Source organism: Streptomyces sp. NPDC045678 (assembly GCF_056432085.1).
In genome coordinates, this window is sequence record NZ_JBWKJS010000002.1 from 897,599 (window position 1) to 923,630 (window position 26,032).

At 72.1% G+C, this 26,032-nt stretch carries 22 protein-coding genes; 14 read left to right on the plus strand and 8 right to left on the minus strand.

Translation table 11 applies throughout. The features are described 5' to 3' along the window. Positions 1–89: 89 nt before the first annotated feature. A complete protein-coding gene (locus AC07DO_RS10530; protein WP_479058434.1) occupies positions 90–749 on the plus strand; it encodes a DUF305 domain-containing protein in 660 nt (219 codons plus the stop codon). 26 nt (positions 750–775) lie between these two features. Here AC07DO_RS10530 and AC07DO_RS10535 read toward each other — a convergent pair whose 3' ends face one another. Continuing rightward, positions 776–1,291 (minus strand): DUF6214 family protein, encoded by a 516-nt coding sequence (locus AC07DO_RS10535; RefSeq protein WP_479058436.1) that lies wholly within the window; start codon positions 1,289–1,291, stop codon positions 776–778. Between the two features lie 144 nt (positions 1,292–1,435). Here AC07DO_RS10535 and AC07DO_RS10540 point away from each other — a divergent pair, with 144 nt between their 5' ends. Further along, entirely contained in the window at positions 1,436–2,815 is a 1,380-nt protein-coding gene (locus AC07DO_RS10540; protein WP_479058438.1) for an FAD-dependent oxidoreductase, read from the plus strand. 11 nt (positions 2,816–2,826) lie between these two features. Here the strand turns inward: AC07DO_RS10540 and AC07DO_RS10545 are convergent, their stop codons facing one another. Then, the gene (locus AC07DO_RS10545; RefSeq protein WP_479058440.1) at positions 2,827–5,868 is read right to left on the minus strand and encodes a helix-turn-helix transcriptional regulator; all 3,042 of its coding nucleotides are present in this window, start codon (positions 5,866–5,868) and stop codon (positions 2,827–2,829) included. A 415-nt stretch (positions 5,869–6,283) separates the two neighbouring features. Between AC07DO_RS10545 and AC07DO_RS10550 the strand changes: the two genes are divergently transcribed. Further along, positions 6,284–7,033 carry an FG-GAP repeat domain-containing protein gene (locus AC07DO_RS10550; protein ID WP_479058441.1) on the plus strand — a complete coding sequence of 250 codons (750 nt, stop codon included), beginning with the start codon at positions 6,284–6,286 and terminating at the stop codon, positions 7,031–7,033. 179 nt (positions 7,034–7,212) lie between these two features. After that, on the plus strand, positions 7,213–7,854 hold the full coding sequence (locus AC07DO_RS10555; RefSeq protein ID WP_479058594.1) for a helix-turn-helix transcriptional regulator: 642 nt from the start codon (positions 7,213–7,215) through the stop codon (positions 7,852–7,854). Between the two features lie 73 nt (positions 7,855–7,927). Here the strand turns inward: AC07DO_RS10555 and AC07DO_RS10560 are convergent, their stop codons facing one another. Then, complete coding sequence (locus AC07DO_RS10560; RefSeq protein ID WP_479058443.1) at positions 7,928–9,313, minus strand: hydrolase; 1,386 nt, start codon at positions 9,311–9,313, stop codon at positions 7,928–7,930. Positions 9,314–9,442: 129 nt separating this feature from the next. Here AC07DO_RS10560 and AC07DO_RS10565 point away from each other — a divergent pair, with 129 nt between their 5' ends. After that, positions 9,443–9,994: a hypothetical protein gene (locus AC07DO_RS10565; protein WP_479058445.1), complete on the plus strand. Its 552-nt coding sequence runs from the start codon at positions 9,443–9,445 to the stop codon at positions 9,992–9,994. Here the strand turns inward: AC07DO_RS10565 and AC07DO_RS10570 are convergent. After that, positions 9,991–10,377: an ArsR/SmtB family transcription factor gene (locus AC07DO_RS10570; RefSeq protein WP_479058447.1), complete on the minus strand. Its 387-nt coding sequence runs from the start codon at positions 10,375–10,377 to the stop codon at positions 9,991–9,993. The genes AC07DO_RS10565 and AC07DO_RS10570 overlap by 4 nt on opposite strands. Before the next feature lie 163 nt (positions 10,378–10,540). On the opposite strand from AC07DO_RS10570, the gene AC07DO_RS10575 reads away from it, so the two are divergent. The 4 genes from AC07DO_RS10575 (at position 10,541) to AC07DO_RS10590 (ending at position 14,858) form a co-directional block, all read left to right on the plus strand. Then, positions 10,541–11,620: an NADH:flavin oxidoreductase/NADH oxidase gene (locus AC07DO_RS10575; RefSeq protein ID WP_479058449.1), complete on the plus strand. Its 1,080-nt coding sequence runs from the start codon at positions 10,541–10,543 to the stop codon at positions 11,618–11,620. A gap of 134 nt (positions 11,621–11,754) precedes the next feature. Beyond that, positions 11,755–12,057, plus strand: coding sequence for a DUF3040 domain-containing protein (locus tag AC07DO_RS10580; protein ID WP_479058451.1), 303 nt, complete (start codon positions 11,755–11,757; stop codon positions 12,055–12,057). An 84-nt stretch (positions 12,058–12,141) separates the two neighbouring features. After that, positions 12,142–13,884 carry a CotH kinase family protein gene (locus AC07DO_RS10585; protein ID WP_479058453.1) on the plus strand — a complete coding sequence of 581 codons (1,743 nt, stop codon included), beginning with the start codon at positions 12,142–12,144 and terminating at the stop codon, positions 13,882–13,884. Beyond that, positions 13,881–14,858, plus strand: coding sequence for a hypothetical protein (locus AC07DO_RS10590; RefSeq protein WP_479058455.1), 978 nt, complete (start codon positions 13,881–13,883; stop codon positions 14,856–14,858). Before AC07DO_RS10585 ends, AC07DO_RS10590 begins: the two co-directional genes overlap by 4 nt. Positions 14,859–14,886: 28 nt before the next feature. Here AC07DO_RS10590 and AC07DO_RS10595 read toward each other — a convergent pair whose 3' ends face one another. The 4 genes from AC07DO_RS10595 to AC07DO_RS10610 form a co-directional block, all read right to left on the minus strand. Continuing rightward, complete coding sequence (locus tag AC07DO_RS10595; protein ID WP_479058457.1) at positions 14,887–15,270, minus strand: VOC family protein; 384 nt, start codon at positions 15,268–15,270, stop codon at positions 14,887–14,889. A gap of 115 nt (positions 15,271–15,385) precedes the next feature. Beyond that, complete coding sequence (locus tag AC07DO_RS10600; protein ID WP_479058459.1) at positions 15,386–16,210, minus strand: transporter substrate-binding domain-containing protein; 825 nt, start codon at positions 16,208–16,210, stop codon at positions 15,386–15,388. Between the two features lie 10 nt (positions 16,211–16,220). Then, a complete protein-coding gene (locus tag AC07DO_RS10605; protein WP_479058460.1) occupies positions 16,221–17,813 on the minus strand; it encodes a M81 family metallopeptidase in 1,593 nt (530 codons plus the stop codon). Next, positions 17,810–18,997: an ROK family protein gene (locus tag AC07DO_RS10610; RefSeq protein ID WP_479058462.1), complete on the minus strand. Its 1,188-nt coding sequence runs from the start codon at positions 18,995–18,997 to the stop codon at positions 17,810–17,812. The genes AC07DO_RS10605 and AC07DO_RS10610 overlap by 4 nt, the downstream gene beginning before the upstream one ends. A gap of 220 nt (positions 18,998–19,217) precedes the next feature. On the opposite strand from AC07DO_RS10610, the gene AC07DO_RS10615 reads away from it, so the two are divergent. From AC07DO_RS10615 to mmuM, 5 genes are read left to right on the plus strand one after another with little or no spacing between them, the layout of a single operon-like run. Further along, positions 19,218–21,059, plus strand: coding sequence for a peptide ABC transporter substrate-binding protein (locus AC07DO_RS10615; RefSeq protein WP_479058464.1), 1,842 nt, complete (start codon positions 19,218–19,220; stop codon positions 21,057–21,059). Then, complete coding sequence (locus AC07DO_RS10620) at positions 21,056–22,015, plus strand: ABC transporter permease (RefSeq protein ID WP_479058466.1); 960 nt, start codon at positions 21,056–21,058, stop codon at positions 22,013–22,015. The genes AC07DO_RS10615 and AC07DO_RS10620 overlap by 4 nt, the downstream gene beginning before the upstream one ends. Continuing rightward, positions 22,012–22,917 (plus strand): ABC transporter permease, encoded by a 906-nt coding sequence (locus AC07DO_RS10625; protein WP_479058468.1) that lies wholly within the window; start codon positions 22,012–22,014, stop codon positions 22,915–22,917. Before AC07DO_RS10620 ends, AC07DO_RS10625 begins: the two co-directional genes overlap by 4 nt. 15 nt (positions 22,918–22,932) lie before the next feature. After that, positions 22,933–25,032, plus strand: coding sequence for an ABC transporter ATP-binding protein (locus AC07DO_RS10630; RefSeq protein WP_479058470.1), 2,100 nt, complete (start codon positions 22,933–22,935; stop codon positions 25,030–25,032). Then, positions 25,029–25,949 (plus strand): homocysteine S-methyltransferase, encoded by a 921-nt coding sequence (gene mmuM / locus AC07DO_RS10635; RefSeq protein WP_479058471.1) that lies wholly within the window; start codon positions 25,029–25,031, stop codon positions 25,947–25,949. Before AC07DO_RS10630 ends, mmuM begins: the two co-directional genes overlap by 4 nt. Positions 25,950–26,032: the final 83 nt, after the last annotated feature.

The window sequence follows — 26,032 nt, forward strand, 5'->3', positions numbered from 1 at the left end:
GGACCCGTAACGAGAGTTTTCGATCGTGGATGGTCATCCACGTGCTAGTACGGACCCCAACTCGTCGCCGCGTGCCGCAGGAGGTCTCTGTGCCCAACCGTCGTACAGCCGCCGTCACCGCGTTCCTCGCGGCAGCCGTTCTCGTGCTCGGGGGGTGCGACTCCGACGGGGGCGGCGGGAACGGGTCGGACGCCCGGCCCAAGGCGGCGGCCGAGCCTTCGGTGATCGCTCCGGGCAAGCCGGGCGAGACCGCGGCGACGATGTCCGCGAAGGACGCCGCGCGGCAGAGATCCGAGGACGACTCCCCCAACTCGGCCGACTTCACCTACACGCAGATGATGATCGTGCACCACGGCCAGGCCCTGGAGATGACCGAACTCGCCCCGAAGCGGGCGGAGTCCGGTCGCGTCAAGCGGCTCGCGTCGCGCATCGCCGCCGCGCAGCGGCCGGAGATCGGCGCGATGAAGGGCTGGCTGAAGAAGCACGGCGGTCCGCGCGGGCACGCCGGGCACGACCACGCGACCATGCCGGGCATGGCCAGTGCGGCGCAGCTGAAGCAGCTGCGTGCGGCGAAGGGCGAGGCGTTCGACGAGCTCTTCCTGAAACTGATGATCACGCATCACAGCGGGGCGGTCACGATGGCCGCGGATGTGCTCTCCGACGGCAACAACATTCAGGTCGAGGAGATGGCGAACGACGTGGTGGCGCAGCAGTCGAGCGAGATCGGGCGGATGCGGGAGATGGGCTGAGGCGTTCGGGCGTCCGAGTCCCTCCCCTAACGGCGGTGGTGACGTGGCGTCAGGAGGCCCGCGTCGCGCGCTCCCGCGATGAGTCTGAGCGACTTGCGGCGGCTGTGGCCGGTCGCGCACATCACGGCGAGCACCGGGTCGCGGCCCTCGCCCTGCGCGGTGCGGTACGCCTCGGCGACGATCCGGCGTCCCGCGTGGCCGCGCGGCCACGCGGGGCGGGCGCGGCGGGTCTGCCCGGCAGCCCGGGGACCGTCGTCCGCCAGGGGGCGCTCGATCCAGTCGACCAGCGCGGCGAAGTCGTCCGGGGAGAGCGGCGGCTGGGCGTGCAGGTCCTCGATGGCGACCCGGCCGTGCGACACCACGGCGGTCACGTCGACGTCGGCGCCGTCGCTGAACGTCAGCCGGACGCGGAACGAGGGGCCGGACGGCTGCCCGGAGCGCCACTCCGGCCCGACCCGGTGCTCCGGCCCGGCCTCCCCCTCCGGTACAGCGACATTCGGTCGATAGTGATCAGAAACATCAGCCAATGATCTGTTCCGCACACGCGCACGCTATCCGTGCCGTCGCACCCTCCCGGGAACGGCACGCACGGCGCATCGCACGGACGGCCGCACACCCCTGACATCACGCTCCCCCGGTGCGATCCTGAGAACGTCCCGGGCTCGTCTCGCGGAAGGAGCACCGCCGTGCTGCAGGTCGCCGTCGTCGGTTCGGGCCCCAGCGGGGTGTACGCCGCGCAGTCCCTGGTCCAGCAGGACCGGGTGCCGGACGTGCGGGTGGACGTGCTCGACCGTCTGCCCTGCCCGTACGGCCTGGTGCGGTACGGGGTGGCGCCGGACCACGAGAAGATCAAGTCGCTGCAGAACAACCTGCGCACGGTCCTGGAGCACGAGCGCGTGCGCTTCCTCGGGTCCGTCGAGATCGGCCCCGGCGCCCTGCCCCCGGCCCGGCTCCTCGGTCTCTACCACGCGGTGGTCTACTGCGTCGGCGCGGCGGCGGACCGCAGGCTCGGGGTGCCCGGCGAGGACCTGCCGGGCAGCTTCTCGGCGACCGAGTTCGTCTCCTGGTACAGCGCGCACCCGGACGTGTTGACGGACCTGTCCGCGCAGGACGGGTTCGTGCGGGACGTGGAGTCCGCCGTCGTCATCGGGGTCGGCAACGTCGCGGTGGACGTCGCCCGCATGCTCGTGCGCGGCGCCGCCGAACTGCTCCCCACGGACATGCCGGACGCCGCGCTCGGAGTGCTCGCGGGCAGCCGGGTGCGCGAGGTGTCGATGGTGGGCCGGCGCGGTCCTTCGCAGGCGCGGTTCACCACCAAGGAGTTGCGGGAGCTCGGCGCGCTGCCGGACACGGAAGTCCTGGTGGACCCGGCGGAGCTGGCGCTTGACCCCGCGTTCGCCGACCCGTCGGGGCTGCCCGCGGCGAGCCGTCGCAACGTGGAGGTGCTGCGCGGCTGGGCCGAGCGACCCGAGCGGGGCCTGGCCCGCCGGATCAGGCTGCGCTTCTTCCTGCGTCCGGTCTCCCTGACGGCGGGGGCGACGGGGCACGTCGCCGGGACCCGGTTCGAGCGGACCCTGCCGGACGGCTCGGGCGGTGTGACGGGGTCGGGGCGGTACGAGGACATCCCCGCGCAGTTGGTACTGCGCTCGGTGGGCTACCGCGGGGTGCCCATCGAGGGGCTGCCGTTCGACGCGGGGCGGGGCACGGTGCCCCACGCGGCGGGGCGGGTGCTGCGCGACGGTGTGCCGGCGCCCGGCGAGTACGTGGCGGGCTGGATCAAACGCGGCCCTACCGGCGTCATCGGCACGAACCGCCCGTGCTCCAAGGAGACGGTGCTCTCCTTGCTGGACGACGCCCCCGCTCTCGTACGGAGGCGGATCCCGGGGGATCCCCTGACGGGGCTCCGGGCGGCCGGACTGCGACCGGTCGAGTGGCCGGGCTGGCTGGCCATCGAACGCGCGGAGGCGGAACTCGGCCGCTCCCTCGGCCGCGGCATCGTCAAGATCCCGGACTGGGCGGGACTGCGGGCGGCGGCTCGGGGGACGGTGGACCGGCCGGTGCGGTAGGCGACGCGGCCCTACGCGTCCAGCAGGCCGAGCCTGTGCGCGACGGCGGCTGCCTCGCCGCGGCCCGACGCGCCCAGTTTGGGAAGAATGTTGGAGACGTGGACGCTCACCGTCTTCGGTGAGATGAACAGCTCCTCCGCGATCTGCCGGTTGCTGCGCCCGGCCGCCACCAGTCGCAGCACGTCACGCTCCCGCGCGGTCAGTCCCAGGGCCGCCGCCGGGGACGGGTCGGGGGCCGGCTCCTCCTCGTGGAGCGGGACGCGGGCGCGGGCGGCCAGCGTGGTGATGTCCGTCTCGAGTGGGGCCGCGCCCAGCTCGTGTGCCGCCGTCGCCGCCTGTCGCAGCTGGTCTCCGGCCGCGTCGCGGGAGTCGGGGCCGCCCCGGGCGAGCAGGGTTTCCGCGAGGCGGAGGCGGGCGGTGATCAGGAGCAGCGGGGGCTCGAGACGCTCCGTCGCGGCCACGGCCTCCGTCCAGGCCGCCGTGGCGTCCCTGTCCTCCGCGGTGCGCAGCTCCGCGTCGATCATCAGGGCGTACGCGGCCCACAGCGGCGCGAAGTCGGGCTGGCCCTTCATCGCGTGGCGGAGCCGCTCCACCGCCGCGGCGCGCCCCGGTCCTGCCACCGCGAGCCCGCGGGCCCGCGCCTCCGCCGCCGCTGCCTCGTACAGGAGGGGCCAGCCGTAGCGCTGGTGGCCGAGCGGGATCGCCTCGCCGACCGCCGTGTCCAGCAGGGCGCGGGCGTCGAGGACGCGGCCGTCGGCGGCCGCGAGGGCGATCGCGACGCGGGCCATGGCGAGGGTGTGCTGCGGTTCCGGGCGACGGTCGGTGGTCCAGCTGTCCGCGTCCTCCATCTGGCGGCGCGCTTCGTCGTACGCGCCGCGGGCCAGAGCCAGTTCGGCCCGCTGCCCGGCGACCTGCGCCCGGGTGCGGACGCTCACGCCGCGGCGGCCGACGGCCCGTTCGAGCACGTCGTCGGCGTCGGCCCAGCGGCCGAGCTGGATGAGGGACTCGGCGAGGTTGCCGTCGATGAACGAGGCGATGTCGGGCAGCCCGTGCCGGTCGGCGATGCCGCTGCCCTGCTCGGCGGTCGCGACGGCTTCGGCGTAGCGGCCGATGCCGTGCAGCGCCGTGGCCAGGTTGCCGTAACCCCGCAGTACGACGGCGGCGTTGGTCCGCGTCACCTGGCGGGCGCACGTCTCGCGGGCCTGCGCGAGACCGCCCTCGACGTCGCCCGCGTGCATCATCAGCCAGGCCAGGGTCTGCTGTGCGGTGATGCCGCTGATCTCGGCGCCTGTGGTGCGGCACAGCTCCAGCGCCTGTTCGGCCACCTCGATCGCCTTGGGCCCCGGCTGGTGCACGACGTACCACTGGGCCGCGTGGGTGAACACGTGCGCGTGGACGGGGGACGGCGGCAGGTCCTCCACGAGCGTCAGGGCCCGGGAGATCTCCTCCCAGCCGTCGGAGCGGGCGAGGTCGCGCAGCAGCTGGTAGCGCTCGGTCAGGAGCCAGGCCGTGCGACGGGGATCGGACGTGGCCGGGTCCTGCCGGGCACCGGGCGGCGCGTCGCCCGCCAGCTCGCGCAGCGCCCGATTGCAGAGCGCGAGCGCCCGCTCCCGTTCGCCCGTGAGGCGCGCGGCGACGACGATCGCGGCGAGCAGGTCCACGAGACCCCCCGGTACGTCGTCGGACAGGGCGGGGCAGACGCCGTCCTCGATGCCTTGCCGTATCGCCTCGCGGCGCAGCTCGGCGGCGACCTCGTCCCACAGGTCGAGGGCCCGTTCCAGCAGTTGATGCTGTTCTGCGAACGCATGCCGGCCACGGGCGGCGGCCGCCGCGGCGAGCACGGCGGGCAGGGCACGGGCGGGGTCGCGGGCGTCGTACCAGTAGCCGGCGAGGCGGCCGGCCCGCTCGTCGGGGCGTACGAGCAGGGGGTCGGCCTCCAGCGCCTCGGCGTAGCGGCGGCTGAGCCGGGAGCGCTCGCCGGGCAGCAGGTCGCAGGCCACGGCCTCGCGCATCAGGGCGTGCCGGAAGCGGAAGGACTCGCCCTCGTCGGAGGGTTGCAGGACGGAGGCCCCGACAGCGGTGCGCAGCGCCTCGATCAGCTCGTCCTCGGCGAGGCCCGTGACGGCGGCCAGGAGCCGGAACTCCACCTCCGTCCCGCCCTCGGCGGCGATGCGCACCACGCGCTGCACCTCGTCGGGCAGCGCCTCGATCCGGACAAGCAGCAGGTCGCACAGGGAGTCGCTGATGCCGCCCGGCAGGCCGTCGCCGAGACTGCGGGCCAGCTCCTCGACGAAGAACGCGTTGCCCTCGGAGCGTTCGAAGACCCGGTCGAGGACGTCCTCGGGCGGGGCCTCGCCGCGCAGGGCGGTGAGCTGGCGGCGGACCTCGGCGCGGTCGAAGCGGGGCAGTTCGACGCGGGTGACGGTGCGCAGCCGCTCGTACTCGGCGAGGGCGGGCCGCAGCGGATGGCGGCGGTGCAGGTCGTCGGCGCGGTAGGTGGCGACGATGAGCAGCCGTCCGCCGGTGAGGGAGCGCAGCAGATAGCTGAGGAGCTCGCGGGTGGAGCGGTCGGCCCAGTGCAGGTCCTCCAGGGCCAGGATGACGGTCCGGTCCGCCGCGAGCTGTTCGAGGAGGCGGACGGTGAGCTCGAAGAGCCGGGCCCTGCCGTCGGCTTCGGGGCGCTCCCGGTCCATCTCGCCGAGCTCGGGCAGCAGTCGGGCGAGCTCGCCCTCCTGGCCCGCGACGGCGGCGTCGACCTCGGCGCCGAGTTGGCGGCGCAGGGAGCGCAGGGCGGTGGACACGGGGTGGTACGGCAGGGCGTCGGCGCCGGTCTCGACGCAGCCGCCGAGGGCGACGACGGCTCCGCCTGCGGCGGCCCGGCCGAGGAACTCCGCCAGGAGCCGGGTCTTGCCGACGCCGGCCTCGCCGCCGACGACGAGGGCGCGTGGCTCCCCCGCGTCCACCCGGGACAGGGCCTCGTCGAGGGCGGCCAGTTCGGCTCCGCGGCCGACGAAGTCGGGGTTCACGTGACAGCTCTGCACGGTGCCGAGCATCGCACGGCGTACGAGGTGGCGGACAGCGGCGCCGGTGTCGGGGCCGGCGCGCGAACCCCGCCCGAGTCCGGGGCGCGCCCGCCGGGAACCCCGGTGCGCGTCCGCCGGGGCCCCGCCCCGCCCTCGCCCGCAACCCGCCCGAAGGGACAGGCTTTCGGGTGTCCCGCGTGCCTCTCCCGCACCCGTTCCACCGTCCCGCGGCTGCCCCCCGGGGTCGGCCGCGTCCCAGTCGCGCATTCCAGGCGCCCCGCGTTCCCCCAGGTCAGGGGCGTCTTTGGCGTTCCAGCGTCCCCAACTGCCCGGCATTCCTGGCGGCCGGGACGGATGACCCCGCAGGGTTGGTCCGTGCTCACCGGGAGGTCCCCTCACGGTTTCTGGAGCACGGATTTCACAGCAACGACATGGGAGTTCGTACATGCTTCGCAAGCGCTCACGCCTGATCGCCGCCCCGGTCGCGGCGGTCGCCCTGACCCTGACCGTCGCCGGCCACCAGGCCAGTGCGGCCGGGGCGTCGAGCTCGGACGGAACGGGACGGCCCACCGGCAAGACCGCACGGGCGGCGGCCGCCTGCCTGTCCGACGCCACGACCCTGCTCGGCGACCTCGACGGTGACGGCCGCCCCGACAAGATCGCCAACCCCGGGCTCAACGGCACGAGGACGACGGTCCAGTGGGGGGCCGCCGACGGCACGTTCGGCACGAAGCAGAACGTCGGCAAGCTGGTCGGCGTGGAGCGGGGCGAGGTCGCCACCGCCGCGGTCGCCGACTTCCAGAACGACGGCAAGCTGGACCTGGTCGTCAACATCGTCGAGCCGTCCGGCGTGGACGACCCCGCGACGGCCCGGGTCGCCGACTACCGGCCCGGACCGCTCAAGCGCGCCAACCTGGCCTCGGCCCGCACCCGGCACCTGGACATCGGCGACGCCCGCGAGGCCAAGGAGCTCCGGGTCGCCGACTACGGCGACGACGCGTACCCGGACCTCGCGATCCTCAGCAACGCCGGTGACGGCGTGTGGGAGCGGAACGTACGCCTGTCGAAGGCGAACAGCGGTCCGGGCGGCTACAACCAGGACCACGAGCAGAAGTACGGCGCCTGGGGCACCCCTGCCGAGCCTCCGGCCATGCCCGCCGACGGCTGGAAGCACTTCTACAAGTCGTGCTCCTGACCGGTTCCTGAACGTCATCTCCGGGCGCCGCCGGTTGTCTCCGGAACCGGCGGCGCCTCCTCGGCCCGGCCGGGGTGTCTCCAGCCGCTCGAAATGAGGAAGTCCCCTTGTCCAGCTCGTCCCCTTCCCTCGTGGCCGTCCCGGCGCCCGTCTCCCCCGTCTCCCCCGTCGCCTCCTCCGTGCCCGCCGTACTCCCGGTGCCGAAGGCCCAGCGCGTCCGCGTCTCCGTCACCGCCCCCGACCCGATCAGCCGCGAGGGCGTCATCAGCCAGCTGCGCCGTCACCCCGACGTCGAGGTGTGCGGCGACGCCGCGTCCGCCTCGGTCACCCTGCTCGTCGAGGACGCCCTCGACGAGGCCGCGCTCACCCGGCTGCGGCGCGCGGTGCGCGGCGAGGGCGCCCGTGCCGTGCTCGTCGCCGGAGCGGTCCGCGAGCACGAGCTCCTGAACGTCATCGAATGCGGCGTCGGAGCCATCGTCTGGCGCCGCGAGGCCACCGCGCACCGGCTGGCGCAGGCGGTCCTGACCACCGCCCGGGGCGGCGGCGACCTGCCCACGGACCTGCTGGGCCAGCTCATCGGCCAGGTACGGCGCCTCCACCAGGGCGGCCCCGACCAGCCGGGGTTCGTCCTGAGCTTCACCAAGCGCGAGGTGGACGTGGTGCGGCTGGTGGCCGAGGGGTTCGACACCTCGGAGATCGCGAGGAAGCTGTCGTACTCCGAACGCACCGTCAAGAACGTGATGCACGGCCTCACCACGCGCCTGCACCTGCGCAACCGCGCGCACGTCGTGGCCTACGCCCTGCGTGAGGGCTACATCTGAGACGCCCGTACGGGACGGGGCGCGACGAACTCAAGCCGTCCCAGGCCGTCACGGTGACGGTGCCGTCAGACGGTCAGACGGTGAACCGGACCGCTTCGAGCGACTGGTTCAGCTCCATCGGGCTTCCGTGGTACTTCCACTGGCCGGGGTCGGTGCACACCTCGCCCATCCAGTCCCTGTCCGTCACGAAGGCGTCGCTGCACACCGACCCGTCGTTGACCTTGTAGGTGAAGCCCTCGAGGGCGGGGTCGGCGCTCTCGGTGCTGCCGAAGAACATGTCCTTGCCGTCCTCCGCGTCCGACCACGGGATGCCCTCGCGCCAGCCCTCGCCGACGAAGGCGCCCGTGCCGGTGACGCCCTGGGTGCCGGACACCGCGATGTTGAGCGACTTGACGGGCGTGCCCTGGCCGGGCGTGCCCGCCTCGGCGCCGTCGCACACGGGCTCCTGCCAGGCGTCGCCCACGTAGGCGCGGTAGCAGATGTGGCGGCCCTCGCCGAGTTCGTTCACCGCGTCGGCCGCCGTCCTCTCGTCGGGCGCTTCCTCCTCGCTGCCGCCCCCGCCGCCGCCCTCCGGCTCCTGCGCGCCGCCCTTGTCGGACTCCGCGGGCGGCTCGGTCTCCTTGTCCTCCTCGGGCGGGGGCGGCGCCTTCTCGGCCGGCGGGGAGGGGCTGGCCGGTGCGATCGCTCCGGACTCCTGCGGCTTCTCCCTCGCCACGGTCTGCATCTGCGGGCGGTACGTCAGCCAGATCGTCACGAACGCGATGGTCAGGGCGAGGACCAGGCCGAGCGTGCCGGCCAGCCAGCCCGGCAGGACGCTGCGCTGCACGAAGGTGCCGTCCACGTTCAGCGGTTCGGTGCCGGAGCGGCGCACGCCCAGCGAGTAGGGCTGCTCCTGCTTGGAGCCGAACCAGATGATCTGCTGGGGCCTCAGCGTCGCCTTCACGAACGCCGCGCGGCCCGGCTCGATCTGTACGTTGCCGGGCTCGATGTCGTACGACAGCCGGTCGCCGGTGTCGTTGCCGCCGAGCGACGCGGTGACGGTGGTGTTGCCGACGTTGTCCACCGCCAGCTGCGGGCGGCCGCGGAACCATCCCTTCACCGTCGGCGGCACCAGCTCGGCGCGCACCTCGGTGAACGGGTTGACGGTGACGTTCCCCTCGGTGACGACGACGGCGCCCGCGTGTTCCGTCGGGGTGATGCGCACCGCGTAGGGATGCGCGCCGGCTCTCGCGTCCGCCGTGCGCGGTGGTGCGAAGGTCAGCTCCACCGTGCCGGTCGTCCCCGGATAGAGCCGCAGCACGGGTGGCTCCACGGTGGTCCAGGGGGCGAGGTCGCCGACCGGCTCACACCGGTACGCGTCGACGATGTCACCGGTGTTGCGCACCCGCAGCTGCACCGTGGTGGTGCTGCCGGGGTCGACGGTCACGGAGGCAGGTTCGAGGGAGGTCCAAAGGCTCACCCCACGACGCTAGGCGGGGCTGCGGCCGCCGTCAGGGGTCGGCCGGGCAGACCCGCTTGCCCGTAGGGGCGCGCGCGGTGACCTCCCGCACCCCTGCCGCCCCGGCGCGCGGCGGGGCACACTGACACCATGGACGAGGGCGTGGCGGCGGTGGTCGCCGGGGGCGCGGGGCTCGTCGGGGCGGTGCTCGGCGCCTGGCTGGGAGGGCGGGCGGCGACGGAGGGCACGCGTCTCGGGGCGACGATCGCGGCGGCGGAGTCGCACGCGCTGTGGGTGCGTCAGGAACGTACGAGAACGTATGACCAGGTGTGCACGGCGTACTCGGCGATCGGCGTGCGCCTCTACCCCCTCTACGCCGCCGTCTGCCGGGGTGAACTCCCCACGCCCGAGCAGGAGGAGGCGGCCCTGCGCGCGGTGGGCGAACTCGCCGGGGCCTGCTCGGGGACCGTGTCGTTCCTGGGGACGCCGGTCATCGCGGCGGCGGCGCAGGGCGTCGTGGACCGGTGCGACCGGTTCGAGGTGGAGCTGCGCCCCTTCCTGGCCGCGCTGCGGGCGGGCGCGCTGCCGGTCGCCGAGGCGTCCTTCGAGGCCAGGCTCAATCCGTCCATCCACGCGTTGCGCGACGCCAGGAACCGGCTGGTGGACGAGTTCCGCGGGGTGCTTCTGCCCGACGACGGCTAGGAGCCCGCCGCTGAACTCCCGAGGCGGGCCTCCTGGCGGGTCGCCGCGTCCAGGACGCTGTCGAGGAGGCCGGGGAAGAGTGTGTCGAGGTCGTCGCGGCGCAGCACGTTGAGTTTGGTCGTGCCGCGGTAGATCTGCCGGATGACGCCGCTCTCGCGCAGCACCCGGAAGTGGTGCGTGCACGTCGACTTGGTGACGGGCAGCGCGAAGTACGAACAGGAGAGGCCTGCGGCGCCCTCCTCCCGGGCCAGCTCCCGCACGACGCGCATCCGCATCGGGTCGGCGAGGGCGTGCAGCACCGCTTCGAGGCGGACGTCCCCGGGCTCGGGGTGGGCGAGCGTCCTGCTGCTCGCGCTGCCGGTCGCGGCGGCGGCGGTCGTCATGGCGGCTCCACTTCGTCCTCTGGCTCACTGGCGTGCTGCGTCCTCGGGTGCACTGCACCTCATTGTACGAGAGTCATCGTAGTTTGACATCCGCCGTACTACGAGGTCTATCGTACGAGGAGCACATCACCCCCCGAGGAACCCATGAGGAATGGAGCCCGCCGTGAGCGCGCTGTTCGAGCCGTACACCCTGCGATCCCTGACCATCCCGAACCGGGTCTGGATGCCTCCGATGTGCCAGTACTCCGCGGCCCCCGAGGGCGCCGAGACCGGAGCCCCGCGTGACTGGCACTTCGCGCACTACGCCGCGCGGGCCACCGGCGGCACCGGCCTGATCATCGTCGAGGCCACCGCGGTCAGCGCCGAGGGCCGCATCAGCCCGTACGACCTGGGCATCTGGAACGACACCCAGGCCGCCGCGTTCCGCCGCATCACGGACTTCCTGAAGAGCCAGGGCACCGTCCCCGCGATCCAGCTCGCCCACGCGGGCCGCAAGGCGTCCACCGACCGCCCGTGGAAGGGCGGCGCCCCGGTGGGCGCGGACGAGCACGGCTGGCAGCCGGTCGCGCCCAGCCCGGTCCCCTTCGACGAGCGGCACCCCGTGCCGACCGAGCTCACCGTCGAGCGGATCCGCGAGATCGTGGGACAGTTCGCCGACGCCGCCCGGCGCTCGCTGGACGCCGGCTTCGAGATCGCCGAGATCCACGGCGCCCACGGCTACCTGGTCGGCGAGTTCCTCTCCCCGCACAGCAACAAGCGCACCGACGCATACGGCGGCTCGTACGAGAACCGCACGCGGTTCGCCCTCGAGGTCGTCGACGCCGTACGGGCCGTGTGGCCCGAGGACAAGCCGCTGTTCTTCCGCATCTCCGCCACCGACTGGCTGGAGGAGGCGGGCTGGACCGCGGACGACACGGTCCGTTTCGCCACCGCCCTGAAGGAGCACGGCGTCGACCTGCTCGACGTGTCCACGGGCGGCAACGCGGCCGGTGTCCGGATTCCTGTCGAGCCCGGCTACCAAGTCCCCTTCGCCGCACGGGTGAAGGCCGAGACGGAGCTGCCGGTCGCCGCGGTCGGCCTGATCACCGACATCGAGCAGGCCGAGAAGATCCTCGCCAACGGCGAGGCGGACGCCGTGCTGCTGGGCCGCGAACTGCTCCGCGACCCCTCGTGGGCGCGGCGCGCGGGGCGTGAACTCGGCGCTGAGGTGCACGTGCCGGAGCAGTACCACCGCTCCGTCTGAGACCCGCCGCCCCGAGCCGCGGGCCGCCTCTCCGAGGGTCGTCGCACGCCCCTCGTCGCCCGCGTTTCTCGTTCATGATGGGTCAGGGTGGGCACCAGGACCTCACCGCGGACGACTGCGTGAGAGGGGCGACGATGTCGACAGGCCGACTTCCGGAGCGCGAGCGGCGCATCCTCGACGAGATGGAGACGGCGCTGCGCCGGGACCGGCAGCTCACGGTCCGCCTGTGGCTCCTGCGGCTCGGGCCCCGCGCCCGCACGGCCCTCGCGAACAGGCCGCACCCGCTCACCGTGGCCTTCTTCGCCGCGGCGTCCGGCACGCTCCTGTTCATCGGCCTCACCACGTCGAGCGCCGGCATGGTCTGGGCCTTCGCGGGCCTGTGGTCGCTCACGCTGATCGGGTTCGTGCGGCTGCTGTGCCGGTGGACCGAGCCGTGACCGCCAGGCCGGTTCTCGGTCTGGCGGTCATGGGGTGCCGGGCGTAGAGAGAAAGGTTCACCCAGGGCCCCCAGGGAGGCCGAAGTGGACAGGATCATCGGCAAGAGCACGTTCCGGGACCTCTTCAAGAACCACATCGTCGCGACCTCCGCGCTGCCACCGGGCACGGCACGGCGGTTCGCCGAGCGGGCCAACGCGGCGGCGGGTCCGTCCGACGCCGCGCTGCGGACGAAGGCCGAGTTCAGCGCGTTGTACGACCTGCTGCTCGCCGAGCAGACGGACATCTCGGGGGACGGCAGCCTCGTCCTGCTCGACGCGGACGGACAGGTCACCGCGATCGGCCGGATGGTGGACGCCTACCTCGAAACGGCGGTCGACAAAGCGGAGTTCTTCGCTCAGGACATGTATCAGGTCAAGGTCACCGGCTGGCCGCCCGGCGTCCTGACGGCCGACGACGTCATGGAGGCACCGCCGGGCGCCCGGCTGTCCCTGGCGCGCGGCGACGCGCCGGACGACACACTGCTCGCGACACCCTCGTTCTCGATGGTCAACAGCGGCAATCTGACGGCGCACGCGCCCAAGCGCTCCTGGAAGATCGACTTCGAGGTCGGCGCGAGCGAGGACCGCCTCTTCGGCATGGAGCGGATCAACCTCAAGGCGATGTACAACGACCCGTCGCAGATGCGCGAGGCCGTCGCCTGGCGGCTCCTCGAGCGCGCGGGCATCCCGGCGGCGCAGCACACGTACGCCACGTTCACGCTCAACGACCGCTACATGGGCCTCTTCTCGGTCATCGAGCAGGTCGACAAGAAGTTCCTCAAGGACCACTTCGGCAAGAACTCCGAGGGCAACCTCTACAAGGCGTACTGCGGCGACGTCGGCTGCGCGACCCTGGAGCACCGCTCCGGCACCGACGGCACCGACGGCGGCCGCCAGTACTTCACCGCGGGCAGCAGGGAGGACGACCGCACCTACCGCCTGAAGACGAACGAGGACGATCCGCTCGCCGCCACCTACGACGACCTCGCCGCGCTCGTCCGCTCGGTCAACGCCGTGGAACTCCCGGGCGATGAGCGGAAGTTCACCTCCGACGCGTTCCGCGAGGCGGTCGAGCAGATCCTGAACGTGCCGGCCTTCCTGCGCTGGGCCGGCGCCAACGTCCTCCTGGGCAGCTGGGACAACTACTTCGCGACCCCGTCGAACTACTACCTGTACAACTCCGGCAGGCTCGGCGACCCCTCGGGCTTCATGTCCCGCCCGTACTTCACGTTCATTCCCTGGGATTACGACAACAGCTCGGGCATCGACTTCTTCTCGACGCAGTGGCAGTACACGGACCTGCTCGACTGGCCCGCGATGACCCGCAACTACTGCCGCATCACGCACGCGCCGCACCAGGAGTCACGGATTCCGCTCTTCACCAACCTGCTGCGGCACCACGACTTCTGCCAGTACTACCTCGACCACCTCGAGTACCTCCTGGACACGGAGTTCGAACCCGAGCGGATCGCCGCGCTGCTCGGCGCGGAGGGTTCCGGACGGACCGACGGAATGTGGCAGCTCATCGCTCCCGCGGCCTACGCGGAGTCCACCACCCCGCACGGACAGCCCTTCACCGGGCGGCAGTTCACCAACGACGAGGTGTACCGGGCGGCGTACCGGCAGTGGGAGCTGAGCCGGGGCTCGCAGTTCACGCACGGGATCTTCCACTACACGCGCATGCGCTACGACCACGCGCGTCAGCAGCTCACCGAGCTGCGCAAGACCTACCCCAACGGCGCCAGTGGGGCGTCGTTCCCCGGCGCGACGGAGGTACTGCCCTCATGACCGCGACGAAGAAGACCGGCAAGGACAAGGCCGAAGCGGCACGCGAGCTCCGCCTCGTCAAGGAAGCCAAGATCCAGGAGCTGATCGGGGACAGCGCGGGCACCCGTCTGGAGGCGAGCGGTGTCCTCTACCGGGACGGCGCCTTCCTGATCGTCTGCGACAACCTGCCCTCCCTCATCCGGGTCGGCAGCGAACTGTCGCCCAAGGCACCGGAGAACGGCGTCCTCAGCCCCAAGAAGACCCCGGTCAAGGGCACGGACAAAGGCACGGTCAAAGGCAAGGGCAAGAAGGGGGCCGCTTCGGCGGCGAGCGAGGGGTTCGAGGACCTCGCCCACGACGCGGCACGCGACCACTACTACACGCTGAGCGAGGCCGAACCGGTCAAGCCCAAGGGCTTCCGCGCCCGCGTCCACGAGTACGACGCGAAGCTGCGGCCCATCGGCTCCGCACACCTCGCATTCGACCTGGCCGACGCCAACAAGGGCATGGAGGGCCTGGAGTGGGTCGACCGCTCGGGCACCGGTCACCTCCTCGCCCTGTGCGAGGGCAACTGGTGCGCGGGCGGCAAGAAGGGCAGGACACCGGGCGGCGGACGCATCCAGGTCTTCGGTCGCGAGGGCAAGCGGTGGACCCACACGACCACGATCCGGCTGCCCAAGTCGCTGCCGTTCGAGGACTACAGCAGCGTGTCCGTGCGCGACGGACGCATCGCCGTCCTGTCGCAGGCGTCGTCCGCCCTGTGGGTGGGCCGCATCGACACCGAGAAGTGGGAGGTCGACGAGGGCAAGGTCCACCGCCTGCCCACGGACGGCAAGGGCCGCACGGTCTACGGCAACCCCGAGGGCGTGTCCTGGGTCTCCGCCGACCATGTGGTGATCGTGTCCGACCGGGCGAAGAAGGGCGCGGAGAACGCCCGGTTCCGCGCGAAGGACCAGTCGGTCCACCTGTTCCTGATCCCGGGGAACAACGACTGATCCACGTCCCCGGCCCGGGGCGTCCGGTTCACTCCGGGATGGCCGCCAGGGTGAAGGAGTGCCCTGCGGGATCGGAGTAGGTCCGGGTGTCCCGGGGGCCGTTGTTGTCCTTGGTGACGATGGGCCGTGCACCGAGACCGACCGCCTCGCGTTCCGCCTCGTCCATGTCGTGGCGGCCGACCATGATCCTCAGGTGGGCCTGCTGCGAGTCCTCGGGGCGGGGCCAGCTCGGCGGGATGTAGTCGCGCTCCCGGTGCACGGCCAGGTAGACCCCGTCGCCGTTGACGACCTCTACGTAGTCGGGGTCCTTGCTCAACTGCACCTCGGCGCCCAGCAGTCCGGCGTAGAACTCGGCGAGCCGCTCGGGCTCGGAGCAGTCCAGGACGAGCACGGTCTTCTTGTGGACGGTCATGCCGACCGGGTCCCCCGCGCCGTCGTTTCCAAACGGCGGCGCGCTCCCCGCAGAGCCTGGGCGGCGGGTGCCTCGAAGAGAGCTGAGGTCCCGCCCGGCCGTGGTCGGCCAGGGCTCACTTCATCCACTCCGCCTCGTACTTCGCGTACGTCCCGTCGTGCTTCGCCAGGTGCACGAACTGGTCGACGTACTCCTGGAACTCGTCGTCGCCGCGCGGGGTCGCGTACGCCTTCTCGGAGAAGGTGAAGGGCTTCTCGGGGTGGAGGGAGCACAGTTCGGGGTGGATCTTCGACTGGTAGAGCGTCTCGCTCGCGTCCGTCATCATCACGTCCGCGCGGCCGTCGATGATCTCCTGGAAGATCGTGGTGTTCTCCGGGTGCAGCTTGATCGTCGCCCTCTTGATGTGGGCGCGCGCGAACTGCTCGTTCGTACCACCGGGGTTGACGACCACGGTCGTGCCCGGCTTGTCGATGTCCGCGAGGGCGCCCGCCCCGAACCTGTCCTTGTCGGCGCAGCGCACGACGGGCGTCTTGCCGTCCTCGCGTGTCGGCTCGCTGAAATAGACCTGCCGGGCGCGCGGCAAGGTGATCGAGACGCCGCCGACGCCGATGTCGCAGCGCCTCGACGCCACGTCCTTCGTCAGGTTCGCCCAGGTCGTCGCGGTGAACTTCGGCTTCGCTTCGAGGCTTTTCGCCAGGTCCCGCGCCATCTCGATGTCGACGCCGCTGTACGTGCCGTCGGCGGGGTCCAGCTTGGTGAACGGGGCGTAGTCGCCGGTCGTGCAGACCTTCAGTACACCGTTCTCCGGGACGGAGTCGAGGAGGGTTCCCTTGACCCGTTGATGCCGGTCCGGTCGCGGGGTCGCTTCCGGCGCCGCGGGCGCGGCCGCGGTGACGGCGAGCAGACAGACCAGGGCGGACAGAGCGGCGGCACGCTTCACAGGGGGCTCCTCACGGTGCGATCGGGGCACGGGGGACGAGTGTGTCGAGCCGGACCGGCGTCAGGTCGGGCGCCCCGCCGTCGTAGGCGTCCTCGTCGAACGGGTACAGCGGTCGCTCCACCCGGTGGTGGCCGAGCCGCAGCAGGTCCTGGTCCACGCCGCCCGGGGTGAGCGCGAGCAGCCAGTCGGCGGCCATGTCGTGGAGCTCGGGCTCCAGGTAGCCGATCTTCACGACGACGAGGTCGTACGTACGGGGGTCGATGCCGAGGCCGCCCTCCGCCGGGCCCATGAAGTCGGCGAGCGTGTGGAAGGGCTTGCGGCGCTCGACGAGGATCACGGTGAGTCCGCCGTGGCGCACGGCCGCCATGTCGACGCCGCGGTCGTAGGCGCCGCCCTCCGCCCGGTCCTTCCGGTCGGTGGCACGCTGCAACGCGACGACGGTGCCGGTGAGTTCGTACGGTCCGCCGTGGTGCGCGTCGACCTTGCCGCCGACGCTCAGCGTGACCTCCGCGCCCACGCCCGCGTCGAAGCACCGGGCGACGGCCACCGGGTCGGTGATGCCCGGGTGGACCGCGGTGACCCGGCCGGAGCGGACGTCGTCGTTGTCGAGCAGCCTGGCCAGCATGTACGCGAGGTCGCCCGCGCCGCCCGCCGTCGGGTTGTCGCCCGAGTCGCTGATCAGGAAGGGCCGCGCGTCCGACGCCACCGCCTTCTCGATGCACTCGTCGGCGGAGCCCGTGGGGCCGACGAAGACGAAGTCGCGGCGCGCGTCCCAGTAGCGGCGGGCGAGCTTCTCCGCTTCGGAGGCGGCGAGGTCGGCGTCGTCGCCGGTGACGACGATGGCGGCCCGGCAGCGCGGTTCGTCGGCCCAGGCGTAGCCGACCCACATCGCGGCGTCGAGGATGCCGGGGAGCTTCTCGATCTCGGCGAGGGAGGCGTAGAGGGACTTGGCGGGTTCGAGGCGGGTGCTGGTCTTCTCACCGGGCAGGAGCACGGGGACCTGGACCCAGGCGCGGTGCGGCCGGGTGCCGTCGAGGAGGCAGCGGACGAGGTTGCGGGCCGCGCGTTCGCGGGTCTCCCAGGCGTCCTCGTGCGGGGCGAGGCGGTGGGCCGTGAGCAGGTCGACGGGTTCGGCGAAGCGGCGCGAGACGTTGCCGTGCAGGTCCATGGCGGCCGAGATCATCGGGCGGCCCGTGCCGTCCCGGGTGCCCACGGAGTCGAGGGCGGCGCGTACCGCCTCGGTGAGGTCGGCCTCGGCGTCGGTGAGGCCGATGACGCTCATGGCGCCGTGGATGTCGTGGACGAGGCCGTCGAGCGGCCCTGCCTCCCTGATGCGGGTGACGAGTTCGTCCTTGAGGATCAGGTACGACTCCGCTTCGACGGGCCCGCCGGGCAGCGAGGTCGCGTGCAGCAGGGGCACCCACTCCACGGTGTCGGCGAGGTCGGAGTCGGCCCGCGTCCATGTGTAGCGGTCGAGGAGGTCCTGGCCGCGGGTCTGGCGGAAGTCGTCGGTGGTGGAGCGGTGCGGGCAGAACGTGGACGACTCGATGCCGATGCCGCCGATACCGATGCGCAGGCGGCGGGGGTGTGCGGAGGGGGTCATGCGGGTGCGCTCTCTTCCTGGGGGGCTGGGCCTGAAACGGTCGGCAGGTTCCGGCGCAGCGCCGTGAGGCCCGCGCCGAGCAGGCCCGCGTCGACGCCCGTCACGGTGGTGGTGATCTCCAGGTCGGCCGTGGCGAGCGGCAGACAGCGTTCGTAGAGGACGCCGCGTACGGCCGCGACCAGCGGTTCCGCGGTGGCGAGGACGCCGCCGAGGGCCACGGCCTGCGGGTTGAAGAAGTTGACGACGACGGACAGGACCGTGCCGATGTGCCGCCCGGCGGTGCGGACGAGGGTGGTGGCCCGGGGGTCGCCGTCCGCGACGAGCCGCAGCAGGTCGCCGGTGTCGGACACCTCGACGCCTTGCAGGGCGAGTTCGCGGATCAGCGCGGCGCCGCTGGCGACGGTCTCGAGGCAGCCGATGTTGCCGCAGCTGCAGGGTCGGTCGCCGGCGGCGTCGACGCGGACGTGGCTGATGTCGCCCGCGCTGCCGTTGGCGCCGTCGTGCGGGCGGCCCGCGGAGATGACGCCGCTGCCGATGCCGCGGCCCGCCTTGACGACGACGAGGTGTTCCAGTTCCGGCCGGGCCACGCGGTGTTCACCGACGGCCATCATCGTGGCGTCGTTGTCGACGGTGACGGGGATGCCGAGCCGTTCCGCGAGGACGTCGCGCAGGGGGTAGCGGTGCCAGCCGGGCATGCGGGACGGGCTGAGGACGCGGCCGGTGCCGGGCTGTACGGGGCCGGGGAAGGCGACGCCGAACGCGCGTACCGTGCGGCCCTCGGCGCGCTGCCGGGCAACGAGCGCGTCGGCCTGTTCGCAGAGCCAGTCGACGGCGGACTCGGGGCCCGCGGTGATGTCGTGCGGCAGGTCGACGGCGTCGGTGACGGTGCCGCCGAGGTCGACCGCGCCGAGCCGCGCGTGGTGGCTGCCGAGGTCCGCGGCGAGGGCGACGCCGCCCCGCGCCGCCACCCGGAGGAGCCGGGGCCTGCGGCCGCCGCGCGACGCGCCCTCGCCGGACTCGGTGAGCAGCCCGGCGTCGACGAGCTCCTGCACCCGAAGGGAGACCGTGGAGGGGGCGAGGCCCAGTTCGCGCACGAGATCGGCGCGGGACGCGGCCGCTCCCGACGAGACCAGGTGCAGGATGTGCTGCCCCGAGCCCGGCTCGCCGAGTGGTGTTCCGGTCATACGGCCGCCCCCAGTTGCTCACACGTTACTTCGATGTGTTTGTTCGACAACGAGACGAACACTAAGGCCAGTCGAAGCAAGACGGCCAGGGATTCCGGCTTTTCCCGTTCTTGCCGAATGAAGCTATTGACTTGTTTTTCGCGGTCGGCCTAGCGTTCGGGCGCCGCCCCGTCGTACTCCGGCACGGGCCGGCCCCCGTACCCCTTGGAGGCCCATCGCCATGCGCTCGTTCAGGTCCGCGGCGGCCGCGCTGCTCGTCCTCGCGGCGGCCCTCACCGGCTGCACCCGCGAGGGCGGCCGCATCAACATGGGCCCCACCGGCGGCACCCCCGTGGAGGGCGGTACCGCGACGATGGCCCTGCCGCCGTCGGCGACGCCCAACTGGATCTTCCCGATCGGCGCGCCGGGCTACGGCGCCTCGTACAACTACGGGATCAACTCGCTTCTGTTCATGCCGGTGTACGACGCCGTGCAGGACGAGGCGGAGGGCGAGTTGACCACGCACGGGCCCGGCACGCTGGGCCTGGAGCCGAGGTACAGCGACGGCAACAGGACCGTGACGGTGCCGCTGCGCGAGGGCGTCGAGTGGTCCGACGGCACGCCGGTCACCGCCCGTGACCTGGAGTTCTGGTTCCACCTCGTCAAGGCCAACAAGGCGGACTGGGGCAGCTACTCGGTCGGCACCATGCCCGACAACGTCAAGCGGTTCGAGACACTCGACGACCACACCGTGCGGCTGCACCTGACCCGCGCGTACAACCCGGACTGGTTCACCGCCAACCAGCTCGTCCTGCTGCGGGCGCTCCCCCAGCACGCCTGGGACGCGAAGACCGACGGCGGGAGGATCGGCGACTGGGACCGCACCCCCGCGGGCGCCAAAGCCGTCTTCGCCCGGCTGACGAAGCACGCGAAGAGCCTCGGCTCGTACGGTTCCGACCCGCTCTGGAAGACGGTCAACGGCCCCTGGAAGCTGGCGGGCTGGCATGACAGCGGGCAGGTCACGATCGTGCCGAACGAGAAGTTCACCGGCCCGAAGTCGGAGCGCCCGCACCTGGACAAGGTGGTCTTCAAACCGTTCACGACGGCCGACTCCGAGTACAACGTGCTGCGTTCGGGCGGCGTCGACTACGGCTACATCCCGCCCTCGGTGATGGCGCAGAAGGACAAGTTCGAGGACAAGGGGTACCGGGTCGACCCGTGGGAGGGCTGGGCGGCGACGTACATCGTCTACAACTTCAACTCCACGCACGGCGGCCCCATGATGGACCAGCTGTACATCCGCCGGGCCATGCAGCACCTCGTCGACCAGAAGGCGATGAGCGACGTCATCTGGCAGGGCAGCGCGACCCCGACGCTCGGCCCGGTGCCGGTCACGCCGAAGAGCCAGTACCTGTCCGAGAGGATGGAGAAGAACCGGTACCCGTTCTCCGTCGCCAAGGCCAAGGCGCTGCTGGAGCAGCACGGTTGGCGCACGAAGGACGGCACGGCCCGCTGCATGCGTCCCGGAACGGGCGCCGACCGGTGCGGCAAGGGCATCGACAAGAACACGCCCCTCGAACTCACCCTGCTCTCCCAGTCGGGATCCACCGAGACGACGAACATGATGCAGGAGCTCAAGTCGTCGCTCTCCAAGGGCGGCATCGAGCTGACCGTGCGTCAGCAGCCGCTGAACTCGGTGCTCGGCAACTCCGTTCCGTGCCGGGCGAAGGACCCTGGCTGCGACTGGGACATGTCGTTCTTCGGAACGGCGGGCAGCTGGTACTACCCGCTCAACCCCAGCGGCGAACAGCTCTTCTCGACGGGCGCCGCGGCCAACTTCGGCAACTACAGCGACAAGAAGGCGGACCGCATCATCCGGGCCGTGCAGTACTCCCCCGACATGAAGGCCGTGCACGAGTACGGGGAGTACCTCGCCGAGCAGCTGCCCGTGATGTGGATGCCGAACCCCGCGTACCAGGTCTCGGTGATCCGCAACGACCTGCGCGGCGTCTCGCAGAACCCGACCGTCACCTTCGCGCCCCAGCACTGGTACTACGTCAAGAAGAAGGGGGCCGAGAAGTGACCGGCTTCACCGGATTTCTGGTCAAGCGCTTCCTCCAGGCGATCGTCGTCCTCTTCCTGGTGTCCGTCATCGTCTTCGTGCTCCTGCACCTGCTGCCGGGCGGCCCCGCCCGCGCCATCCTCGGCCCGAAGGGCACACCGCAGCAGATCGATCACTTCAACCACCAGCAGGGGTACGACCGTTCCCTGCCGACGCAGTACGCGATGTATGTGAAGCGGCTGCTCACGGGCGACCTCGGCGACTCCTTCAAGCTCAACTCGCCCGTCTTCGACCTGCTGAAGCAGCGCCTGCCGAAGACGCTGCTCCTCACGGTCCTGTCCACCGTCCTCGCGGTCGTCATCGCCGTTCCCCTCGGTCTGCTGCAGGCCGTCCGGCGCGGCAAGGCGTCGGACTACGCCCTGACGGGCCTCGCCTTCCTGCTGTACGCGACGCCGGTGTTCTTCCTCGGCCTCATCATGATCATCCTGTTTGCGCAGGTCATGCCCATCTTCCCGGCGGAGGCACCGCAGGGCGAGACGATCGGCGCGCTCCTCGGCGACTTCACGGGGCTCGTCCTGCCCGTGGTCACCATGGCCTTCGGCATCATCGCGATGTTCAGCCGCTACATGCGCTCGGCGGTGCTCGACAACCTCACCGAGGACTACGTCCGCACGGCGATGTCCAAGGGCCAGTCGAGCCGCAGGATCATGGTCAGGCACGTCCTGCGCAACGCGCTGATCCCTCTCGCGACGCTCCTCGGCCTCTATCTGCCGACGCTGTTCAGCGGCGCCCTCGTCGTCGAGTCGATGTTCAACTACCCCGGCATGGGGCTGCTGTTCTGGAACGCGGCGCAGGGCTCCGACTTTCCCGTACTGCTCGGCGTGACGCTCGTCGTCGGCGTCGCCACCGTCGTCGGCTCGCTGCTCTCCGACGTCCTGTACGCCGTCCTCGACCCCCGGATACGGAGCGTGGCATGAGTACCACGGTCACCCCTGTCACCGCACCGGGCCACGAGGACGCCGCGCGGGCCACACCGTCGCTGGCCCGCCGCACGCTCCAGGTCTTCACCGGCAACAAACTCGCCCTGACGGGTGTGGTGGTGCTGCTCCTGCTGCTCGCGTTCAGCTACCTCGGCCCGCTGCTGTACGACACCGAGCAGATCCACACCGACCTGTCGCAGGCCAACCTGCCGCCCGGCACCTCAGGACACCTCCTCGGCACCACCGACCTCGGCTACGACATGGTCGGCCGACTGATGGTCGCCGGACGGACGTCCCTGGAGATCGGCCTGGCGGCGGGCCTGCTCGCCACGCTCTTCGGCACCGTCTACGGCGCGGTCTCCGGCTACTTCGGCGGCTGGGCCGACGCGGCGATGATGCGCGTCACGGACGCGGTGCTCGCCATCCCCGCGATGTTCCTGCTCGTCGTGGTGGCCGCCATCATCACGCCAAGCAAGGGCGTCCTCATCATGATCATCGCTGGCGTGGCGTGGCTGTCCCCCGCCCGGCTGGTGCGCGGCGAGGCCCTGTCGCTGCGCAACCGCGAGTACGTGCAGGCGATGCGGATGATGGGCGGCGGCGGTACGCGCGCCGTCTTCAAGCACATCGTGCCGAACGCCATCGGCACGGTCATTGTCAACTGCACGTTCCAGATCGCCGACGCCATCCTCTACGTCAGCTATCTCGCGTTCCTCGGCCTGAGTATTCCGCCGCCGTCCGCCGACTGGGGATCGATGCTGTCGGCCGGCATCACCTACACCCAGAACGGCTACTGGTGGCTGATCTTCCCACCGGGCATCGCGATCGTGCTGGTCGTCGCCGCGTTCAATTTCATCGGTGACGGGCTGCGTGACGCGTTCGAAGTGCGGCTGCGGAAGTAACAGGAGACACGACAGATGACCGAGCCCCTGCGCGCGGCCGAGCCCCGGCCCGCGACCGAACCCCTCCTCTCCATCGAGGACCTGCGCGTCGACATCGCCGCGCGCGAACACACCGTCCACGCCCTCGACGGCGTGTCCCTGTCCCTCGCCCCCGGTGAGGCGCTCGGCATCGTCGGCGAGTCCGGCTGCGGCAAGACGATGACCGCGCTCAGCGTCCTCGGCCTGCTGCCGCCGGGCGGCCGGATCACCGGAGGCCGGATCCTGTTCGACGGACAGGACCTCGCCGCTGCTGCGGCGCCCGTCCTCCAGGACGTCCGCGGCGACACCATCGGCATGGTCTTCCAGGACCCGCTGACCTCCCTCAACCCGACGATGACCATCGGCGCGCAGGTGGCGGAGCCGCTGCTCCTGCACCGCCCCGGCATCGGCAGGAGGGAGGCGTGGGCGCGCGCCCAGGAGATGCTGCGGCTCGTCGGCATGCCGCAGCCCGCCGAGCGCATGAGGGCCTACCCGCACCAGCTGTCCGGGGGCATGCGGCAGCGCGTCGCGATCGCCATGGCGCTGGTGTGCGAGCCGAAGCTGCTGATCGCGGACGAGCCGACGACCGCCCTCGACGTGACGACGCAGCACCAGATCCTTGAGCTCGTCGACGATCTGCGTGCCCGGCTGGGCATGGCGATGATCCTGGTCACCCACGACCTGGGCGTCATCGCCAACCGGGTGGACCGGGTAGCGGTGATGTACGCGGGAAAGGTCGCCGAACAGGCCGACGTGCGCGCCCTGTTCGCCCACCCGCGCCACCGCTACACCGAGGCCCTGTTCGCCGCGCTGCCCGAGCGTGCGGCCGCCGGCGGCACGGAGCTGCACACCATCCCCGGACTGCCGCCGAACCTCGCGACGCGCCCCACGGGCTGCCGTTTCGCGTCACGCTGCACGTTCGCCACGGACGAGTGCCGCACGACGGAACCGCCGCTCGTGGACGACGGGACGCGGGGCCCGGAGCACCGCTTCGCGTGCTTCCACCCCGTGCCGGAGAACGCCGCGTCACAGGACGAGGTGGTCGCCCCCGCCCCCGTACCCGCCGCCCACGCCCCCGGTGACGTACTCCTCGAACTCGACGCCCTGGTCAAGGAGTTCCCTCTCAAGGGCGGCGCCTTCTCGCGCAGCCGGGGAACCGTCAGTGCGGTCGGCGGGGTGTCGTTGACGATCCGCAGGGGCGAGACGTTCGGCATGGTCGGCGAGTCCGGCTGCGGCAAGACGACGCTCGGGCGGATCGTCGCGGGCCTGGAGGAGCCGACCGGCGGCGCGGTGCGCTTCGAGGGCGCCGACCCGTCGCGGATGTCGCGGGCCGAACGTCGTGCGCACCGGCGGCGCGTCCAGCTGATGTTCCAGGACTCCACCGCCGCGATGGACCCACGCATGCGGGCCGGCGAGATCCTGCGCGAGCCGCTCGTCATCCAGGGCGTCGGCGGCCGCGCCGAGCAGGAGGAACTGATCGCGGGGCTCCTCGACGCCGTCGGCCTGCCGCGCGGCGCCGTGCACCGCTACCCGCACGAGTTCTCCGGCGGCCAGCGCCAACGTCTCGGCTTAGCAAGGGCGTTGACGCTCTCCCCCGACCTCGTGGTCGCCGACGAGCCGGTCTCCGCGCTCGACGTGTCCGTGCAGGCGCAGATCCTCAACCTGATGCGGGAGCTGCAGCGCGAGCGCGGGCTGACGTATCTGTTCATCTCGCACGACCTGGCCGTCATACGCCACCTGGCGGACACCGTCGGCGTGATGTACCTGGGCAAGCTCGTGGAGTCGGGCCCGGCCGAGCAGGTGTACGCGCATCCGCTGCACCCCTATACGCGCGGGCTCCTGGACACGGTCAACCTGCCCGACCCGGAGGCCGCGGCCGCCCCGTCGGGCGCGTCCGGCGCGGGGCGTTCGCCTCTGGAGGGCGAGACTCCGTCCGCCGCGAAGCCCCCTTCGGGCTGCCGCTTCCGCACCCGCTGCCCCCTCGCGCAGGACGTGTGCGCCACGACCGAACCGCCGGTCACCACGCCGAACAGCGCGGGTCACCAGGTGGCCTGCCACTTCCCGTCGGCCTCGCCTCGGCTAGCGTCGGCGGTGTGAGACTCGCCGATGTCCTTGCCCAGCGCCCTGTCGTGCTCGACGGCGGCCTCTCCAACCAGCTGGAGGCCGCCGGGCACGACCTGAGCGACGCCCTGTGGTCCGCGCGGCTGCTCGCCGACGAGCCCGCCGCGATCGAGGCCGCCCACCGCGCGTACTACGAGGCGGGCGCCGAGGTCGCGATCACCGCGAGCTACCAGGCGACGTACGAGGGGTTCGCGCGGCACGGCATCGACGCCGGACGCACCCGTGAACTCCTGCGCCTGAGCGTCGAACTGGCCCGGCGTGCCGGGTCCGCGGCCGGGCGTGAGGTGTGGGTGGCCGCGTCCGCCGGGCCCTATGGGGCGATGCTCGCCGACGGGTCCGAGTACCGGGGGCGGTACGGGCTCTCCGTGGACGAGCTCGAGCGCTTCCACCGGCCCCGGCTGGAGACCCTCGCCGCAGCCGGACCCGACGTCCTCGCCCTGGAGACCGTGCCCGACACCGACGAGGCGCGGGCCCTGCTGCGGGCGGTGCGCGGCCTCGGGGTGCCCGCCTGGCTGTCGTACAGCGTCGCGGGCACGCGCACGCGTGCGGGCCAGCCCCTGGAGGAGGCGTTCGCGGTCGCCGCCGACGCGGACGAGGTGCTCGCGGTCGGTGTGAACTGCTGCGATCCGAGGGATGTGCGGGCCGCGGTGGCGCTCGCCGCACGGGTCACCGGGAAGCCCGTGGTCGTCTATCCGAACAGCGGGGAGGCGTGGGACGCGGCCGCCCGGTCCTGGCGGGGGCCCACCCGGTTCGCGGCCGGGCAGGTCGCGCAGTGGCGGGCGGCCGGGGCACGGCTGATCGGGGGCTGCTGCCGGATGGGGCCCGCGGCGATCGCGGAGGTGGCCGACGAGCTGGCGGCGGGCGGCCCCGCGGGACGGGACACAAGACGCTGACCTGACCCACGGACCGGAACACACGGCGCTGACCTGCGTGGATACCGTCTCCGGGGGTGACTGTCAGTGCCGGGGTGCAGACT

Coding starts and splice junctions, on each gene's coding strand:
- AC07DO_RS10545 (WP_479058440.1), bottom strand. CDS start 5,868: ATGCTCGGCACCGTGCAGAGCTGTCACGTGAACCCCGACTTCGTCGGC.
- AC07DO_RS10550 (WP_479058441.1), top strand. CDS start 6,284: ATGCTTCGCAAGCGCTCACGCCTGATCGCCGCCCCGGTCGCGGCGGTC.
- AC07DO_RS10565 (WP_479058445.1), top strand. CDS start 9,443: ATGGACGAGGGCGTGGCGGCGGTGGTCGCCGGGGGCGCGGGGCTCGTC.
- AC07DO_RS10570 (WP_479058447.1), bottom strand. CDS start 10,377: ATGACGACCGCCGCCGCCGCGACCGGCAGCGCGAGCAGCAGGACGCTC.
- AC07DO_RS10580 (WP_479058451.1), top strand. CDS start 11,755: ATGTCGACAGGCCGACTTCCGGAGCGCGAGCGGCGCATCCTCGACGAG.
- AC07DO_RS10590 (WP_479058455.1), top strand. CDS start 13,881: ATGACCGCGACGAAGAAGACCGGCAAGGACAAGGCCGAAGCGGCACGC.
- AC07DO_RS10595 (WP_479058457.1), bottom strand. CDS start 15,270: ATGACCGTCCACAAGAAGACCGTGCTCGTCCTGGACTGCTCCGAGCCC.
- AC07DO_RS10605 (WP_479058460.1), bottom strand. CDS start 17,813: ATGACCCCCTCCGCACACCCCCGCCGCCTGCGCATCGGTATCGGCGGC.
- AC07DO_RS10610 (WP_479058462.1), bottom strand. CDS start 18,997: ATGACCGGAACACCACTCGGCGAGCCGGGCTCGGGGCAGCACATCCTG.
- AC07DO_RS10615 (WP_479058464.1), top strand. CDS start 19,218: ATGCGCTCGTTCAGGTCCGCGGCGGCCGCGCTGCTCGTCCTCGCGGCG.
- AC07DO_RS10625 (WP_479058468.1), top strand. CDS start 22,012: ATGAGTACCACGGTCACCCCTGTCACCGCACCGGGCCACGAGGACGCC.
- AC07DO_RS10630 (WP_479058470.1), top strand. CDS start 22,933: ATGACCGAGCCCCTGCGCGCGGCCGAGCCCCGGCCCGCGACCGAACCC.